The organism is Parabacteroides sp. KHUB-01 (assembly GCF_056640935.1).
Genome location: NZ_CM153256.1, coordinates 3,007,368 through 3,026,124, shown reverse-complemented (window position 1 = coordinate 3,026,124; position 18,757 = coordinate 3,007,368). Strand labels below are relative to the sequence as shown.

Genomic DNA, 18,757 nt, shown 5'->3' with positions numbered 1-18,757 from the left:
ATTTTTAACTTTGCCCGTCAGCAACAAACCGTATCGTAAAAACGGTGATGAAACATTTATCAGATAGTTGCTCCAATCTCAATAGATTAAAAGATAAAATACAATATAGCAATGAATATTTCTTATAACTGGCTGAAAGAATATTTGGATTTTGATTTACAGCCTGAAGAAGTGGCTGCAGCCTTGACATCAATCGGTCTGGAAACAGGCGGAGTTGAAGAAGTTCAAACCATCAAAGGAGGTTTGGAAGGTTTAGTTATCGGTGAAGTTCTAACTTGCGAACCGCATCCTAACTCTGACCATATGCATATAACAACCGTTAATTTGGGACAGGGAGAACCTGTTCAGATTGTTTGCGGTGCACCTAATGTAGCAGCAGGACAGAAAGTTGTTGTGGCTACTATCGGTACAAAACTTTATGATGGTGATGAATGCTTCACTATCAAGAAATCAAAACTGAGAGGTGTTGAATCAAACGGTATGATTTGTGCTGAAGACGAAATCGGTATCGGTACAGACCATAACGGTATTATCGTACTTCCGCAAGATGCTGTTGTAGGAACACCGGCTAAAGAATATTATAATATAAAGAGCGACTACGTTCTGGAAGTGGACATCACTCCTAACCGCGTAGATGCTACATCACACTTCGGTGTGGCACGCGACTTGGCTGCTTATCTGAAACAAGCAGGTAAAGAAGCAGAACTTAAACGTCCGTCAGTTGACTCATTCCGTATTGAAGATAATACTCCGGGTATTCAGGTTGAAGTGGAAAATACTGAAGCTTGTTTGAGATATTCTGGTGTAACTATCAAAGGCGTAACTGTTAAGGAAAGTCCGGACTGGTTGAAGAACTGCCTTTCTCTGATTGGCCTCCGTCCTATCAACAACGTAGTGGACGTTACCAACTATATACTTCATGGTATGGGACAGCCTTTGCACTCTTTTGATGCTGATAAAATCAAAGGTGGCAAGGTTATCGTGAAATCAGCTGTTGAAGGAACAAAATTTGTGACATTGGACGGTGTGGAACGTACATTGACTGCACGCGACCTTATGATATGCAACACTGAAGAGCCAATGTGTATTGCTGGTGTGTTCGGTGGTTTGGATTCAGGTGTTGTTGAAACTACAACAAACGTATTCCTTGAATCTGCTACATTCCACCCAACTTGGGTGCGTAAGACTGCACGCCGTTTCGGTTTGAACACTGATGCTTCATTCCGCTATGAAAGAGGTCTTGACCCGAATGTTACATTATATATACTTAAGTATGCTGCTAAATTGATTCAGGAAGTTGCCGGAGGTACAATCACTGGTGAAATCCAAGATGTATATCCAAATCCTGTTTCTCCATATAGAGTAAATGTTACTTATAACAAGATTAACACTCTTATTGGAAAAGAAATTCCTGTTGAGACAGTTAAAAGTATCTTGGGTAGCCTCGAAATGGAAATTGTTTCAGAAGATGCAGAAGGTCTTACTGTTGACGTTCCTGTATATCGTATCGACGTTCAGAGAGATGTTGACGTTATCGAAGATATTCTTCGTATCTACGGATATAACAATATTGAATTCAGCGACAGCTTGAAATCAAATCTTTCATATAAAACACCGACAGACCATAGCTATGCTATGCAGAATCTGATTTCAGAGCAGCTTTGCGGTTGTGGATTCAACGAAATTCTGAACAACTCTCTGACTCGTTCAGCATATTATGATGAATTGACAACTTATCCTGCTTCACATTGTGTTATGCTTATGAATCCGCTTAGTGCTGATTTGAACTGCATGCGCCAGACTTTGATGTTTGGTGGTTTGGAAAGCATCGAGCATAACATCAAGAGAAAGAACAGTAATATCCGTTTCTTTGAATTCGGTAACTGCTACGATTTCAATAAAGAAAACAAGAAAGAGGATGCTGTTCTTGCTGAATATAGCGAAGATTACAAACTTGGTTTGTGGGTATATGGCAATCGTGTAGAAAACAGCTGGGCACATCCAACTGAAAAGTCTTCAGTTTACGAATTGAAAGCTTATGTTGAAAATATACTTGCTCGCCTTGGCGTAAATATGCAGAAAGTTGTTTTCGGACAGCTTAGCAACGATATCTATTCTTCAGCTTTGAGCATTACAACAGCTTCTGGCCGTTCACTGGGAACACTAGGTATCGTGAATCGTAAGATTGCCAAAGCTATGGACATCGAAGGTGAAGTTTATTTTGCAGAATTGTCATGGACAGCATTGATGAAGGAAACTAAGAAAAACAAGGTTACTTTCAGTGATATATCTAAATTCCCTGCTGTTAAACGTGACTTGGCTTTGCTTATCGACAAGTCTGTTTCATTTGCTGAAATACAGAAGATCGCTTCTGAAAGCGAACGTAAACTGTTGAAGAATGTTGAGTTGTTCGACGTTTACGAAGGTAAGAACTTGCCACAGGGCAAAAAATCTTATGCTGTCAGCTTCTTCCTTCAGGATGAAACAAAGACACTTAACGACAAACAGATTGATGCTATAATGAAGAAAATCCAGACTAATCTGGAACAGAAGTTGGGAGCGTCACTGAGATAAATTTTTTAAGTTGATAAGTTGACAAGGAAACAAGTTGACAAGGAAATTATTCTTATTTCCTGTAGCCTTGTCAACTCGTCAACTATAAACTTAAAAACTCAAAAACTTAAAAACATAAAAACTCAAAAATATGGGAAGAGCATTTGAATTCCGTAAAGCAAGAAAATTTAAACGTTGGGGAAACATGGCCCGCGTATTTACAAAACTAGGTAAGGAAATAACAATCTGCGCAAAACAAGGTGGCCCAGAACCAGAAAACAATCCTCGTTTGCGTGTACTTATGCAGACTGCTAAGAAAGAAAACATGCCTAAGGAAAACGTGGAACGTGCCATCAAACGTGCAGTATCAAAAGAATTTACAGATTATAAAGAAATGAACTACGAAGGATACGGTCCTTTCGGTATCGCAATCTTCGTGGAAACTGCAACAGATAATACAACTCGTACAGTAGCAAACGTTCGCAGTTATTTCAACAAATGTGGTGGTTCTTTAGGTACTTCAGGAAGCTTGGAATTCCTTTTCCAGCATAAATGTGTTTTCCACATTGCTAAGAAAGACGGAATTTCTCTTGATGATCTTGAGCTTGAATTGATTGACTACGGAGTTGATGAAGTAGACGAGGATGAAGACGAAATCGTAATCTACGGTGAATTTGCTCAGAATTCATCTATCCAGAAATATTTGGAAGAAAACGGTTACGAAATTACAAGTAGTGAATTCGTTCGTATTCCTAACGACTTGAAAGAAGTTACTCCAGAACAGCGCGAAACTATCGAAAAACTTATTGAAAAACTTGAAGAAGATGAAGACGTTCAGAACGTATTCCACAATATGAAGGAAGATGATTCTGAAGAAGAATAATTTTTTCAAGAAGGGACAAGTTGACAAGGCTTCAGGAAACAAGATTTCCATCCTTGGCTTCTTGTCCCTTTTTTTATATTGTTAACTATACAACAATTAATCTCATGAAAAGAATCCTGATACCGTCATTGATGATGCTGGCAGCTTCGCTCAGTGCATCAGAAACACCTCTATGGATGAGATATCCGGCAATTTCTCCGGACGGAGAAACAATTGTTTTCTCATATAAAGGTGATATATATTCTGTACCGACAAAAGGCGGATTGGCAAAACAGCTGACAACTCATCCGAAGCACGACACTCATCCAATATGGTCGCTAGACGGAAAAAGTATTGCTTTCTCTTCTGACCGTGAAGGAAGTTTCGATATTTATATAATGAGTAAAGATGGCGGCGAGCCTAAAAGGCTGACAACAAACACAGCAGCAGAAACGCCGGAAGTATTCAAAGACAACAATACAATTCTGTTCTCTTCTGCATTGATGCCGGATGTAAACGACTCACAATTTCCGTCATCTCAGTTTCCTCAGATTTATTCTGTGGACGTAAATGGAGGCCGTCCTCAGTTGTATTCTTCTCTGGCAATGCAGGAAATATCTGTAAGCAACGACGGTAAGCTATTGCTCTATCAGGATATGAAAGGTTATGAAGACCCGTGGAGAAAACACCACACTTCATCTATTACTAAAGATATTTGGGTTTGTAACGCTGACAAGTCAGGTGATTTCAAGAAAATAACTTCGTTCAAAGGCGAAGACAGAAATCCTGTATGGACAAACAATAACAATTCATTCTATTATCTGAGCGAAGAAAACGGTTCGTTCAATGTATATAAATATGATATAAATGGTAATTCCAAAAAGCAAATTACCAACCACAGCAAGCATCCGGTCCGTTTTCTTTCTTCATCAAAAGACGGTTTGCTTTGCTATTCTTTCGATGGTGAAATCTATACTATAAAAGAAGGAGAAAAAGCCAAGAAAGTAAATATCGAAGTTGTTTCTGATAATATTGAAAATGAATTAATCAGCAAATTGCTGGAAAATGGAGCTTATGATATTTCTGTATCTCCTAATGGAAAGGAAGTTGTTTTCATAGCTCATGGTGATGTATATACGACTTCGGTAGATTATTCTACAACAAAAAGAATTACCAACACTCCGCAACAGGAGCGCGACCCAAGTTTCAGCCCTGACGGCAGAACTATTGTTTATGCAGCGGAAAGAGGAAAAACATGGGGAGTTTACACCAGCACTCTGACAGACAAAGAAGAGAAACTGTTCACTTATGCTACTGACATCAAGGAAGAACCTCTGATCGTCAGCGATGAAACTTCTTTCCAACCGGCTTTCTCACCGGATGGAAAAGAGATTGCTTATCTTGCCAACCGCACAGAACTGCGAGTCTATAATCTGGCAAGTAAAAAGACAAGAACTGTTCTCGACGGTAAATACAATTATTCATATAGCGACGGAGACCAAACATATCAATGGTCGCCGGACAGCAAATGGTTCGTGGCAAAATATATCGATATTGGCGGATGGAACAACACTGACATCGTACTTGTAAAAGCCGATGGAAGTGGCGAAATGACAAACCTCACGATGAGCGGATATTCCGACGGTAATCCGAAATGGGTTCTCGACGGAAAAGCTATGATTTGGTCGTCCGACAGAGCCGGATACCGCAGCCACGGAAGCTGGGGCGCTGAAGAAGACGTATATATCATGTTCTTCGACGGTGAAGCATACGACAAATTCAATATGTCGAAAGAAGAAGTAGCCCTTGAAGAATTCGAGGAGGAAGATAAGAAAGATAAAGACGAAAAGGATAAAAAGGACGAAGGAAAAGACAAGGACAAGGAGAAAGACAAAAAGAAAGTCGAAGACCTTAAGTTCGATCTCGACAACCGCAGCAACCGTATCAAACGTCTTACAATCAATTCTTCTAATCTTGGCGATGCTGTGCTGACTAAGAAAGGAGACAAACTTTACTATTGCTCGGCTTTTGAGAAAGGTTTTGATTTGTGGGAACATAATTTCAAGGAAAACACAACCAAACTTCTCATCAAAGATGTTGGCGCCGGTACATTATATACTGACGAAAAAGAAGAGAATTTGTTCCTGGTTTCCGGAGGAAAACTGAAGAAAGTAAATATAAAGGATAATAAAGTTGAAAATATAGATTTTGAAGCAGACTTTGACTATCAGCCGGCAAAGGAAAGAGAATATATTTTCAATCATGCCTGGAGACAGGTAAAAGACAAATTCTATGACGAAAACATTCATGGAATTGACTGGGAAGGATACAAAACTGCTTATGCAAAATTCCTGCCTCATATCAACAATAATTATGATTTCCAGGAAATGCTTTCTGAATTGCTTGGCGAGTTGAACGGCTCACACACCGGTGCAAGATATCGCCCAGCTCTTTCTGTTCCGGCTACTTCTTATCTTGGTGCCTTCTTCGATAACAGCTATAAAGGCGACGGATTGAAAATTGCTGAAATTATTGAGCAAGGTCCGCTGACAAAAGCTGACTCAAAGATTGAGAAAGGTTGTATTATCGAGAAGATAAACGGAAATACAATCAAGCACGACACTGATTATTTCCCAATGCTTGCAGGAAAAGAAGGCAAGAATGTTGTTCTTTCCGTTTATAATCCAAATAGCGGAAAGCGTTTCAATGAAGTTGTAAAACCTATCTCGCAAGGTAAACAGTCCGAATTGCTCTACAAGCGCTGGGTAAAACAGAAGAGAGAAATGGTTGATAAACTTTCCGGAGGCAAAATCGGATATGTTCACGTTAAAGGAATGAACAGCGAAAGCTTCAGAGAAACTTATTCCGAACTTCTTGGAAGATGCAGAAACAAAGAAGCTGTAATCGTGGATACACGTCATAACGGTGGCGGATGGCTTCACGAAGATCTTGCAGTTCTGCTTAGCGGAAAAGAATACCAGAGATTCGAACCTCGCGGACAGTACATTGGAAGCGATCCATACAACAGATGGTTGAAACCTTCTTGCGTTCTTGTTTGCGAAGATAATTATTCCAATGCACACGGTTTCCCATTTGTGTATAAAACTCTTGGTATCGGCAAGCTTATCGGTGCTCCGGTTCCAGGAACAATGACAGCCGTTTGGTGGGAAACTCAGATTGACCCGACTCTTATTTTCGGTATTCCTCAGGTTGGCGTAAAAGATATGAGCGGTAAATATCTGGAAAACCAACAGCTTCAGCCGGATATTGAAATATATAACTCTCCGGAATCTCAGCTTGAAGGCAAAGACATTCAGTTGGAAAAAGCTGTTGAGGAAATGCTTAAGACTATCAAGAAGTAAAAAACAATTAAGCTGAAATATTTAGTGAGTTGGCAGATAGAATTTAATTCATGCTGCCAACTCATTTTTTATTGCATTGTTAAATAATATTCAACCTTCACATCATTTAATTGACAAACAGATATTTGCAGAAATTGTGAAACTTGAGGCAAAAAACTCTCTGTATAAGACTGTAAAAACAAACTCGGAAAACAAAAGACTGCAGTGTTTCAAAAAAAAGGTAGGCAGCTTTTCTCGGAAACATAACAGTGTTTCTGGAAAAAGCTGCCTACATTTTTTTGATAATAATTTCCCTTTCGGAAGCGTTGTAATTTCCTTCCGAAAGAAAAGTAAATTACTTACGGAAGAAAATCCAATTACATCCGGAAGTATTTGAAATTACTTTCGGATGAAATTCCACTATTTTCTATATCCGACTTTCTTCTGCTGTCTCTTGATAGATTTGTTTTCCATAGAATGATTGTCGAAAGAGACTGGAGAAGTTACAAACTCAGGAATATTATATGAATACATTCTCAAATCATTATGTTCCGGATTTTCTTGAGGAAGCATAAATGGTTTTCCGGTTGTTCCGTCCGGATTGAAAGCGGCAATATACGGACGCGTGTAAAGTCCGTCGTCGCGACGGCTGCTGAATACAAACCATCGTCCGTTACTGCTCCAACTGTGATAACTTTCAACATTAGGACTGTTAACCTTTTCCATATTTGAAAATTCGCCAGTCTGCAAATCCAAAAGCCACAAATCAGCCTCACGATGCCATATTGAGAAGTTTCCATAATCGGACAATGTAAACATCAGATAACGTCCGTCCGGCGAAGGTCTTGGGAAAGATACACTTTTACCCATTTTCTCGGCAGAAACCAATGTATCCACGGAAGATGAAAATCCACCATTATCAGCATCAAAGCCTATACGACAGAGATTATATTTGACTTCCTTATATTCCGAAGGCATTTTTTTGAATGTTGCCGAGCAGAAATACAAACTCTTTCCATCAGGAGAGAATGACGGGAAAGTCTCGAACACACTGTCACTCTTTAACAATGGAGAAGAAAATGCCTCGTTCTTTTCGACATCATAAACAATAATGTCAGATGCCAAATCTAACACCTCAATTCTTTCATCTTTATTACTGTGAAAAACCTGCTGAGTGTTGTTGACTGAATAAGCAATATATTTTCCTGACGGATGCCAATATGGATAGACGAATGATGAAATTGTATTGTCTGTCGCCGTATTCAGTAACTCGGTCTTTCCATCAACAGAAAGAAACGTACCGCCGGACTGACCACGCAAATGTAAACTCATTTTATCCGGAGACTGGTTGCAGAACGAATGGCAATTCACGCAACTTGACGGAAGAAGAGTATTTTCGTACAAAGCTGTTTCGGTAAAGTCGGACAGACTGCGCTGATATATTCCCATTTTACTGTAAATCTCGTAACCGGGAGCAACAAGGCGGTAAACCAATCCGTAATCTATCGGCTCATTGCTGATATAAATGTTGAAAGGTTTATATTCTGTCCACTTCTCCCCTTTCTTTACGGAAACAGTTATCTCAATATTTCCACCTTTATTTTCTTCCAACAATTCAGACCATTCTGTTTCGGGGAAATTGATATATCCTTCATTCTGAACACGGAGTTTTTCTTCTCCTCCAACTTTTACAACAGCATTAATCATGCTGCAATCATCTGTGGAACGGAAATTAAGCGGCGCAATTGTCGATGGCACCGTAACCTCTGTATAATCCGGATATATGGATGGAAAAGAATCTTTCTTTTCGTCCGGTGTGAAAGATTCAGTACAACCAACTAATAAAATTGCCAAAGCGGCTATTATTGATTTGGACATAGTTTTTTAGTTTTTAAGTTTATTAGTTTTTAAGTTGATGAGTTGACAAGTTGACAAGGCTACAGGAAACAAGTATTATCTTCTTGACTCCTTAACTCCTTGACTCCTCTACTCCTCTATCTATAATGCAAATAATACCAATAAGTTCCCGAGAACTGTTTACGTAGCAAAGACTCCGCATTCTGCACCGAAGTGTATGTACGTCCATAAGCATTCACATTATTCATCACTGCAGAGGAAATCGGATAAGGAATACCTTTCATATCCTTATGGCTCAATCCCCAGGCATAGACAAGGGCTTCCTGATAACTTATTGGTATATGATTATATCCGATTTTCTTGCCCAACGGATAATATTTCACAAACGGAGGCAAATCTTTCTTCAGCAAACATACAGCCATAAGATATTCATAAGCCATACGGTTAGTTTCGTCCTGCGAGAAAACAAAGCCGAGCATCATATCCAATTCCTGCTCACTGAAAAGAAAGTCTTTCTTAGTCCTGTATTTTCTCAGATAAAACCATTCCTCGTTTTGTGCAATCAAAGATTCATCCTCAATGGCAGCCAAAGCCTGTGCAGCCCAATCTTTATAAAAAAGAGTATTGCTCAGTAGATTCAAATATTTTCTTGCCACATCATATTCCCCGTTTATAATATTGGTTTCAGCCAAACGCTTGATTGCTCTAGCACTTTTATTGTAATTAGGAATTGACTCCATAGCTTCGAAAGTAAAGCGCTGGGCTGTATTTACGAATCCGATATGATAGTAAATCTCTGCTGCAACCAAAGGTGCTGTGAAATCTTTTGTATAGGAAGGCAAAAGTCCTTCGGTTCCGTTCTGATAGAAATTAAACATTCTGTCAGCCATCAAACCCTGCTTGCATAAAGCAAGATTCAGACAAGCCACAGTCAGAGGTGAGTCTGGAGATTTCTGCTCGGCCATTTCCAGAACCTTCTTCCAATTTCTGTTGTATGTGTAATAGTCATAAGCCATTACTTCCTCTTTCTCCTTATTTGTCATATCATGAACAAGCCAGCCACCGGAAACAGCAACTATCAAATACAATGCTGAATGTAATAATATTTTCTGTGTAGAAAATTTGGATGAAACAGCAGCTGAAAGAACTGGGACCAACAAAAGTGAAAACAAATAAACAAATACCGGATAAGAAATTCCCAGTAAAGGGAAACGATAAAACGGAACACCGAAATACAACAATGATTTAGGATACATCAATCCTGTGTTTCTTAAAATCAGAGGTATAAAAAGGAAACATATAAATGTCCATGCAAGGCATAACAAAAGCTTTTTATAATTCTTATCAGCTTTTGTATATTCAAAAATAGCAGAAATTACAGAAAATAGCAGAAATGAAACTCCATCGGCAAGGAACAATAATGGAGTTATTATCAGAAATGATACTAATCTGCATTTATCATTATTTAATCTCGAATAAACATAAAAGCATAATAAAGATAAAACAGGGGCAACAATACCGACAGGCAAATAATTCTCATCACCCATCAGACTCCAATAAATAAGCGAGGGAACAAAACTTAGCGGATAATATAGTCCGGACGCACCCAGTTTTTTTGCAGTATTCCACACCAATCCTTGAAGAGCACCAAGCAGCAAAGCCACAATCAATGCACCGGCTGGCGGGAAAAGAAAAAACTGTGTTAGAAATGCTGATAAATATCCGGCAACACCTCCGGGATAAGATACTGTTTCCTTCATATAAGAAAAGTTATACAGAAACATCTGATAATGTTCCTGATAAGATATATGAAAAGGATATACTATACAAAAATACATAAATACAGCCAGGCAGAATAATATACTTGCTGAGCTGTTTATTATTTTAGCAGTAGGCATAGATTTTAAGTTTATAAGTTTTTTAGTTTATAAGTTTTTTAGTTTTACGAGTTGACGAGTTGACAAGGCTACAGGAAATAAGAATTATATTCTTAACTACTTGACTCATTAACTCCTTGACTACTTGACTTCTCCCCCATTACCGGCTCCCCAAATATCTCCATCATATAATAATAATACGAAGCATCCTCCAAAGGAAGCATAAATGGCTTATGAGCCATTCCTGTACTATCGATATATGAGAAATATATTCTTTCAAAAAATCCATCTTCTCTTTTGCTTGAAAACATAAGCCAATGACCATTGGAAGACCAGCCACGAACGATATCAGCCTTGTTTGCTGAATTGACAATCTGCAAGCTGTCAATCTTACCTGTATGTAAATTCATCAGGCGCATATCACTGTCATCGTGCCATTCGGACGAAGCTCCAAATGCGGATACAGAATAAGCGATATAATTTCCATCAGGAGATGAAGAAGGATATGATACAGATACTGCAGGTAAATTAACAACTGTGTCTAATTTTTCCGACACACTCAAATCTGCAGGATTGAAGTCTCTACTCATCAAATTATATTTCAAAGAAAGAAGACTGTCCGGATTAACACTTCCGGACGAAACACAATAAAACAGCTTCCTTGAATCAAAAGATAAATCAACAAAGGAAATATCACCGTCTGACGAAATACTGTCTGGCAAAACTTTATATTGCTTATTATTAAAATCAACAAGCAACACAGAACTATGCAAACCAATATTTTCTCTTCTTCTGTCAGGAAATACTGATATATATGAAACAAACGCAGAATCCATTACATATGCACCTAGGTTTCCTCTCTCCTTTCCACGAAAAGATACTTTATCAGGAAATTTGGCATAGAAGAATGGCTGTTCCATATGTATTTCTTTTTCCGAGAAACGTGACATTTCTCTCCTCATTAAACTTTTGTTCAAATTTGGAACATTGCCAGGAACTTCTTTTGAATATATAACATAATCATCTATGGCTTCAGCTTTTATTTCCCATTTAAAGCTTGGATACACTATCCATTTCCCGTCCTTTTGTGCTTTAACATTTACTGTAATTACTCCTCCTTTTTCTTTATTCAGCAATTCGGCCCATTCATTTTGAGGAAAGCGGATTTTACCTTCATTTCCTATAAACGTATAATCTGACGAACTTGAAGATAAGCGAACCTCAATTTGTCCGGAAAAATCCTTCAACAAAAAATTTAAAGGAGCTATATTATAAGGAACAGAAACATTTACGTAATCAGGGAAAAGAGAAGGCAAATCCTTAACTTTCTCCTCTTCATCAGCGGACTTACATGAAAACAAAATTGCAAGACAGCAAATAAGAAATCCTGTAAATTTCCACATTCGTTTTCTTATAAATTTTATATCGTTATTTCTTTTCATAAAAATCTGAATTAAGAGACAAGTTGACAAGGCTTCAGAGACAAGGCTTCAAAGACACCTTGTCACCTCGTTACTGCATAGAGTCAATGTCAAAATAATACCCCAAATAACTGTTGGAAAATTCTTTGCAAAGTAATTCTACATCTGCATTCTTTCCTTTGTAAAGTTCCATAAAACGCAATATATTATTATAACGGCTATCTTTTTTCTTCTTTCTACCGTAACTCTGTCTGTTGTCGTAGTTATCCAGATAATCGTTCAGAGCAATAGCTTCAGTGTATATTTCAGGAAGAGTTTCACCATAAAAAGTCTTACCATATTTTTTACATATATAAGATAATTCAGTAAGATTCCTGTTATACAAAAATGAGTAGGCAAGACAATCAAAAGCTTTTTTATTGTTACTGTCATATTTCAACAAAGACTTAATAGAACTTAAACCGTCATCCATATTTCTGAATGAAGAAACTGTTGAAGACAAGTCTGTTTTATTATGTAATTTAATCGTATCAACTTTAGAATAAAAATCTTTCTTCAAGTCTTCAGCCCATCCACGATAAACAATTGTCCTTGATAATATAGATGTGTATTTATCAAACAGAACAGTGTCTGATGTAGCAAAACTAATTTCAGCCAGCCGGCGTATTATCCTGACAGAACCGTTATCCTTAAAATCTGACAAAGAACGCATCTCACCTAATTCTGCCATATTATAATCACCAAGTTGCCAATATATCTCATTTGAAAATATATTGTACAAAGGCTCTGATTCCACATTCTTAAAAAAGAAACTTTTAGGATTAATCTTCATATTAAGAAGAGAGTCCGGAGAGGTTTCATTATTCAGTAATGCTATATTTCTGAAATAATTCAAAACAGTCTTATCCGTTCCGGCATCATCATAACATTCTTGTACCTTTTCCCAATCCTTATTCTGCACAGCACGGTCGGCTTCCAGAATATTTTCCGTTCTGAAATCTGCTCTTACGCTAACGCCTACAACAGTATAGACGATAAAAAGAAAATAAACAGTAAGCGGTTCACGCATTCCTATATAAGGCTTATATCGTGGAATCAATAGAAGAACAGCCAATATAGCAAGCCAAGTCAGAACAGGCAACCAGTCATAAAACACAAAACCATCAAAAAGTTCGCCAAAAACAAATTTAAGCACTGAAACAAAAATCAGGAAAAACAGACAAACAGGCCAATTCAGCTTTCCCCGAACAAAATCTACTACTACAACAGTTATAGTAAAAACAAAAACTCCTAAGCCCGTCAGATAATATAAAACAGGCATAGCTATGCAAGAGAACAAACTCCTAAATCCAATATTCCTTATAGACATGGCTATCAAAGCCACCACTAACGAATATATTATCGAAAATGTCAAATCCAATGAAAACTGTAACGAAGAATATCTTATAACTTCAGAAGCCAATAGAAAAAAGACATAGAATTCCACATTTGGAATATCCACCACTTTCCTTACTATTTTTGCTGCTATTTGCCATTCAATGAAAAAAAGCAATGTCAGAAGAAATGCACTACAAAATCCTGATACAAAAAACTGTGTTACGAACCCAGATGAATACAATGATAACCAAGAAGGTTTATCCAAATATGATACAAAATATTCCGGAGTAAACAAAAAAAGCTGTAATTCCTCCCGTATTGATAAATGATTGGCGTAAAAGCATCCAAAAAACACAAGAGACATCAACACAGCCAAAGTAACTGATATATATCTTAACAAAGAATCTTTATCTGTCATTATGTAATATCTTTTTCTATACAAAGATACTACTTTTATAATCCTTTGAAAGAAGAACTATTTATCATATTCATTACTAGCGAAAAATTTTTATTATAGTTTATATATTTCCCATACCTGCCAATATATTCAAAGACGACACAATTCATGATTCATTCATTTTTTAAAAGAAAATACAACGATTTTTTATTTTACTTTTTTCTTACTTTGTAAAATCCAACAACTGATTTATGCAAAAAATACTAATAATCGAAGACGAGTCACGAGTAGCAGAATTGTTGAAAAAAGGTCTGGAAGAAAACGGATACCAAACAATGGTAGCATATGATGGTGCTATGGGACTTCGTCTATTCCAATCATACGAGTTTCAACTGGTTATTTCAGACATTATTCTTCCTAAACTGGATGGTTTTGAGTTATGTAAAGAAATACGTAAATCAAACAACCATATTCCAGTACTGATGTTAACAGCATTGGGCTCTACAGATGACAAACTGGAAGGATTTGATGCCGGAGCAGATGACTATATGACTAAGCCTTTTGATTTTAGAGAATTGATTGCTAGAGTAAAAGTGCTGTTAAAAAGAGACGTTGGAAATATAAGAAAACCGCCTGAACAAATATCTTATTCTGATTTATCAATAAATCTCAACTTACAAGAAGTAAAAAGACAAAATACTTCAATTAAACTTTCACCTAAAGAATATAATTTATTAGTTTACATGGTTGAGAATGCGGAAAGAGTTTTCAGCCGTGTTGAAATTGCTGAAAAAGTATGGAATACACACTTTGATACAGGTACAAATTTCATCGACGTATATATTAATTATTTACGCAAGAAAATAGATAAGGAATTTGATAAGAAACTAATACATACAAAACCTGGAATAGGTTTCATATTAACTGACAAGTTATGAAAATAAAAACCAGACTTACTATACAAAATACTTTAGTTGTTGCAACTGTTTTTTTGTTGTGCATGACTCTGATATATCTTATAAGTGAACAGACACGCAGCAAAACTTTTTTCCATGACTTGAAAAGTGAGGCAATAACAAAAGCTCATCTTTTCCTGCAGAATCAGGTAGATGCCCAAACTATGCAATCTATTTACCTGAATAACAAGAAATTCATCAACGAAGTGGAAGTTGCCGTATATAATACCGATTTCAAAATGCTTTATCATGATGCAATACAAAACGATATTGTAAAAGAAAACCGGGAAATGATAGACTACATTTTGAAAGAAAAGGAAATCGAATTCTATATAGATGACTATCAGGCAATAGGTATGGTTTATACATTTGAGGGAAAAGACTATATTGTAACAGCTGCTGCCTTTGACGGATATGGATATGATAATCTAAAAGGTTTGCAAAAGACATTAATAATTCTATTCATTACGGGACTTACACTCCTTTTTGCTGTTTGCTATTTTCTTGCTTATTCATCACTGAAACCTATTAGAGACATTGTAAAAGAAGCCGAAAGTATTACCGCATTATATATTGATAAAAGGCTTCCTGTAAAAAATGAAAAAGACGAACTGGGAGAGTTATGTATGACATTCAATGCTTTACTTGAACGTCTGGAAGTTTCTTTTAACTCTCAAAAGATGTTTGTAAGCAATGTATCTCATGAAATGCGTACACCTCTTGCCTCTCTTATGGCCGAACTTGACTTGTCATTACAAAAAGAACGTACGGAACAGCAATATAAAACGACAATACAAAACGCCTTGCAGGATGCACGGCGAATGACAAAACTCATTGATGGCCTTTTAAATCTTGCAAAAGCTGATTATCAGAAAAATCAGATAAAAATGCAGGAAATCAGACTAGATGAATTACTCCTTGATGCGAGAGAGTTCATACTAAAAGCGTATCCCGAATATCATATAGAACTGATATTTGAACAGGAAGAAGCTGATGATGATAGTCTGATTACAGTTATGGGAAACATTTACCTGCTTAATATTGCTTTCTCTAATTTAATTGAAAACAACTGTAAATATTCTGCCGACCATTCCTCATTCATACAAATTTCCTACTGGAAAGAATCAGCTGTAATACGTTTTTCAGACAACGGCATTGGTTTGTCTGAAATAGACAAACAAAACATGTTCACCCTTTTCTATAGAGGTAAACAGGATAATATTATAGAAGGACATGGTATAGGAATGACTTTATCTCAGAAAATCATACGCTTACATCAAGGAAACATAACAGTTCATTCTGAAGAGGGAAAAGGAACGACTTTCATAGTTGAACTACCACATATTTAATTCTAATAGTTTTCTAATAGTGTTCTAATAAATCTCTAACAGCCTTCTGAAAGAAGCTCTTCTAATTTTGCAGCGTTAAAACAAACAGGAGTGATAACTTGTAAAAACAAAGCAAAATGTGGAAGAATAAAAAAAGTAAGATTCAATTTGCATTCAATGCCGAAAAAGTTTTTTTAGCGGCAGCACAACCTGTCAATTCTGCTTTCAGCTATTTTCAGACAACTCAAATAGGACTGAATCCTGAAGAAATAGAAAAAAGACAATCGCTTTATGGTAAAAATGAAATAGAACATGAAAAGAAGAAGAATCCTGTTTCTACTTTTATTAAAGCGTTCATAAATCCTTTTATTGGTGTTCTGACGGGACTGGTAATAATATCTTTCATACTTGATGTTATGCTGGCTGAACCTGGAGAACAAGACTGGACAGCCATTATAATTATATCTACAATGGTTATCTTCAGCGCTATCCTGCGTTTTATGCAGGAATGGAAAGCTAATATTTCCAGTGAGGCTTTGCTGAAAATGGTTACAAACACATGTTATGTTAAGCGCTCCGGAAAACATGATGAAGAAATTAGCATTACTGAGCTTGTTCCCGGAGATATAGTAATGATTGCAGCTGGAGATATGATTCCGGCAGATATTCGTATCATACAAGCTAAAGATCTTTTTGTAAGCCAGTCTTCTCTGACAGGTGAATCTGATCCAATAGAAAAATCACCTGAGTCTAAAGAGAAAAAATACTGCAAAGGCAGTGTTGTGGAACTTGACAATATCTGCTATATGGGTTCCAATGTTGTCAGTGGTTCTGCTACAGGTATTGTATTTGCTACAGGTAATAACACTTATCTCGGAACAATTGCAAAAAACATATCCGGTCATCGAGCTGCAACAGCTTTCGATAAAGGTATAAGTAAAGTAAGTTTCTTACTTATACGTTTTATGCTTGTAATGATTCCTTTTGTTTTTCTGGTAAATGGATTGACCAAAGGAGATTGGTTAGAAGCATTCATATTCGCCGTTTCCGTAGCTGTTGGACTTACTCCGGAAATGCTTCCAATGATTGTTACTGCAAATCTATCTAAAGGTGCAGTTGCAATGTCTAAAAAGAAAACCATAGTCAAAGACTTGAATGCTATTCAGAACTTTGGAGCTATGAACATTCTCTGTACGGATAAAACAGGAACACTTACATGCGACCAGATTGTACTGGAAAAATATATCAACGCCGATGGAAGTAATGATACAGACAAACGCATACTGCGTCACGCCTATTTCAACAGTTTTTTCCAGACAGGATTAAAAAATCTTATGGATAAGGCTATATTATCTCATGTAAAGGAATTATCACTGGAACACCTAAAAGATAATTATAATAAAGTTGATGAAATTCCATTTGATTTTACTCGACGCAGAATGTCCGTAGTAATTGAAGACAAACAAGGGAAGCGGCAAATAATAACTAAAGGGGCAGTAGAAGAAATGATAGAAATATGCTCTTATGCTGAATTCAATAAAACTGTTCAACCTTTTACAGACGAACTGAAACAGAAAGCCAAATATATAAGTGAACAGATGAACAGACAAGGTATGCGTGTTCTGGCAGTTGCACACAAAAGTTATCTGGACAAAGATTGTAATTTCAGCGTTAAAGATGAAAAAGACATGGTTCTTATTGGATTCCTTGCATTTCTAGATCCACCAAAACAATCTGCAGCCAATGCTATCAGACAACTTCATGAACATGGCATAGAAGTGAAAATATTATCCGGAGATAATGATTCTGTAGTTCGAACAATTGCACGTCAGGTAGGAATAGAGACAAATAATGCACTGACCGGTCCTCAGTTTTCATCAATGAGTGATGATGAACGAAGAAAAGCTGTTATAGAAACAACTGTCTTCTCAAAACTAACACCTTTGCAGAAAACAGAAATCATAACACTACTTCAAGAACAAGAAAATACGGTTGGTTTCCTTGGAGACGGAATCAATGATGCATCAGCCTTACGACAGTCAGATATCGGAATTTCAGTAGATTCTGCAGTAGACATAGCAAAAGAAAGTGCTGATATCATTCTTCTGGAAAAGGACTTAATGGTTTTGGAAGATGGTGTCATAGAAGGAAGGAAAACATTCGGTAATATAACAAAATACATTAAAATGACTGCGAGTTCCAACTTTGGAAATATGTTCAGTGTTATGGCAGCCAGTGCTTTTCTTCCATTTTTACCGATGTTGCCAATACATCTTCTTATACAGAATTTATTGTATGATATATCACAAACAACAATACCATTCGACAGCATGGATGCTGATTATCTACGTAAACCAAGGAAATGGGATGCTTCGGATTTGAGCCGTTTTATGATATTCATCGGTCCGATCAGTTCTATTTTCGATATAATTACTTATCTGGTTATGTGGTATGTATTCAGTTGCAATACCATTGACCAGCAGGCATTATTCCAATCTGGATGGTTCATAGAAGGTCTTCTTTCTCAAACATTAATCGTGCATATGATTCGTACAAGAAAAATTCCGTTTATCCAAAGTTGTGCTTCTTGGCCTGTTACAGGACTTACATTCCTGATTATGGCTATAGGAATTATTATACCTTTCACATCATTTGGAAATTCAATCGGTCTCACACAATTGCCAATAAGCTACTTCCCTTGGTTAATAGGAATTCTTCTGTCATATTGCATATTGACACAAATCATAAAGAATTGGTATATAAAAAGATTCGTAAAATGGTTATAAGA

General features: G+C 36.8%; 10 protein-coding genes. 6 read left to right on the top strand and 4 right to left on the bottom strand.

What is annotated here, in order from left to right; genetic code table 11:
- Nucleotides 1-111: 111 nt before the first annotated feature.
- From pheT to ACYIAR_RS12825, 3 genes are all read left to right on the top strand, one after another.
- The gene (gene pheT / locus ACYIAR_RS12835; protein WP_480329974.1) at nucleotides 112-2,574 is read left to right on the top strand and encodes a phenylalanine--tRNA ligase subunit beta; all 2,463 of its coding nucleotides are present in this window, start codon (nucleotides 112-114) and stop codon (nucleotides 2,572-2,574) included.
- 130 nt (nucleotides 2,575-2,704) lie between these two features.
- The gene (locus ACYIAR_RS12830) at nucleotides 2,705-3,436 is read left to right on the top strand and encodes a YebC/PmpR family DNA-binding transcriptional regulator (RefSeq protein ID WP_480329972.1); all 732 of its coding nucleotides are present in this window, start codon (nucleotides 2,705-2,707) and stop codon (nucleotides 3,434-3,436) included.
- Between the two features lie 104 nt (nucleotides 3,437-3,540).
- The gene (locus ACYIAR_RS12825) at nucleotides 3,541-6,777 is read left to right on the top strand and encodes a S41 family peptidase (protein ID WP_480329970.1); all 3,237 of its coding nucleotides are present in this window, start codon (nucleotides 3,541-3,543) and stop codon (nucleotides 6,775-6,777) included.
- A gap of 399 nt (nucleotides 6,778-7,176) precedes the next feature.
- On the opposite strand, the gene ACYIAR_RS12820 is transcribed toward ACYIAR_RS12825, so the two are convergent.
- From ACYIAR_RS12820 to ACYIAR_RS12805, 4 genes are all read right to left on the bottom strand, one after another.
- On the bottom strand, nucleotides 7,177-8,634 hold the full coding sequence (locus ACYIAR_RS12820) for a TolB family protein (protein WP_480329968.1): 1,458 nt from the start codon (nucleotides 8,632-8,634) through the stop codon (nucleotides 7,177-7,179).
- 116 nt (nucleotides 8,635-8,750) lie between these two features.
- Nucleotides 8,751-10,511 carry a DUF6057 family protein gene (locus tag ACYIAR_RS12815; RefSeq protein ID WP_480329966.1) on the bottom strand — a complete coding sequence of 587 codons (1,761 nt, stop codon included), beginning with the start codon at nucleotides 10,509-10,511 and terminating at the stop codon, nucleotides 8,751-8,753.
- Between the two features lie 92 nt (nucleotides 10,512-10,603).
- Entirely contained in the window at nucleotides 10,604-11,932 is a 1,329-nt protein-coding gene (locus ACYIAR_RS12810; protein ID WP_480329964.1) for a hypothetical protein, read from the bottom strand.
- 70 nt (nucleotides 11,933-12,002) lie between these two features.
- Nucleotides 12,003-13,706, bottom strand: a complete 1,704-nt coding sequence (locus ACYIAR_RS12805; RefSeq protein WP_480329962.1) for a DUF6057 family protein — start codon at nucleotides 13,704-13,706, stop codon at nucleotides 12,003-12,005.
- 230 nt (nucleotides 13,707-13,936) lie between these two features.
- Here ACYIAR_RS12805 and ACYIAR_RS12800 point away from each other — a divergent pair, with 230 nt between their 5' ends.
- From ACYIAR_RS12800 to mgtA, 3 genes are all read left to right on the top strand, one after another.
- Complete coding sequence (locus ACYIAR_RS12800; RefSeq protein ID WP_480329960.1) at nucleotides 13,937-14,623, top strand: response regulator transcription factor; 687 nt, start codon at nucleotides 13,937-13,939, stop codon at nucleotides 14,621-14,623.
- Nucleotides 14,620-15,990 carry a HAMP domain-containing sensor histidine kinase gene (locus ACYIAR_RS12795; RefSeq protein WP_480329958.1) on the top strand — a complete coding sequence of 457 codons (1,371 nt, stop codon included), beginning with the start codon at nucleotides 14,620-14,622 and terminating at the stop codon, nucleotides 15,988-15,990. Before ACYIAR_RS12800 ends, ACYIAR_RS12795 begins: the two co-directional genes overlap by 4 nt.
- A gap of 116 nt (nucleotides 15,991-16,106) precedes the next feature.
- Entirely contained in the window at nucleotides 16,107-18,755 is a 2,649-nt protein-coding gene (mgtA, locus tag ACYIAR_RS12790) for a magnesium-translocating P-type ATPase (RefSeq protein WP_480329956.1), read from the top strand.
- The last annotated feature ends 2 nt before the right edge of the window (nucleotides 18,756-18,757 follow it).

What these genes read in the sequence shown, in the direction of transcription:
- ACYIAR_RS12825 (WP_480329970.1), top strand. Translation starts at nt 3,541, where the DNA reads ATGAAAAGAATCCTGATACCGTCATTGATGATGCTGGCAGCTTCGCTC.
- ACYIAR_RS12810 (WP_480329964.1), bottom strand. Translation starts at nt 11,932, where the DNA reads ATGAAAAGAAATAACGATATAAAATTTATAAGAAAACGAATGTGGAAA.
- ACYIAR_RS12800 (WP_480329960.1), top strand. Translation starts at nt 13,937, where the DNA reads ATGCAAAAAATACTAATAATCGAAGACGAGTCACGAGTAGCAGAATTG.
- ACYIAR_RS12830 (WP_480329972.1), top strand. Translation starts at nt 2,705, where the DNA reads ATGGGAAGAGCATTTGAATTCCGTAAAGCAAGAAAATTTAAACGTTGG.
- ACYIAR_RS12820 (WP_480329968.1), bottom strand. Translation starts at nt 8,634, where the DNA reads ATGTCCAAATCAATAATAGCCGCTTTGGCAATTTTATTAGTTGGTTGT.
- pheT (WP_480329974.1), top strand. Translation starts at nt 112, where the DNA reads ATGAATATTTCTTATAACTGGCTGAAAGAATATTTGGATTTTGATTTA.
- ACYIAR_RS12795 (WP_480329958.1), top strand. Translation starts at nt 14,620, where the DNA reads ATGAAAATAAAAACCAGACTTACTATACAAAATACTTTAGTTGTTGCA.
- ACYIAR_RS12805 (WP_480329962.1), bottom strand. Translation starts at nt 13,706, where the DNA reads ATGACAGATAAAGATTCTTTGTTAAGATATATATCAGTTACTTTGGCT.
- ACYIAR_RS12815 (WP_480329966.1), bottom strand. Translation starts at nt 10,511, where the DNA reads ATGCCTACTGCTAAAATAATAAACAGCTCAGCAAGTATATTATTCTGC.
- mgtA (WP_480329956.1), top strand. Translation starts at nt 16,107, where the DNA reads ATGTGGAAGAATAAAAAAAGTAAGATTCAATTTGCATTCAATGCCGAA.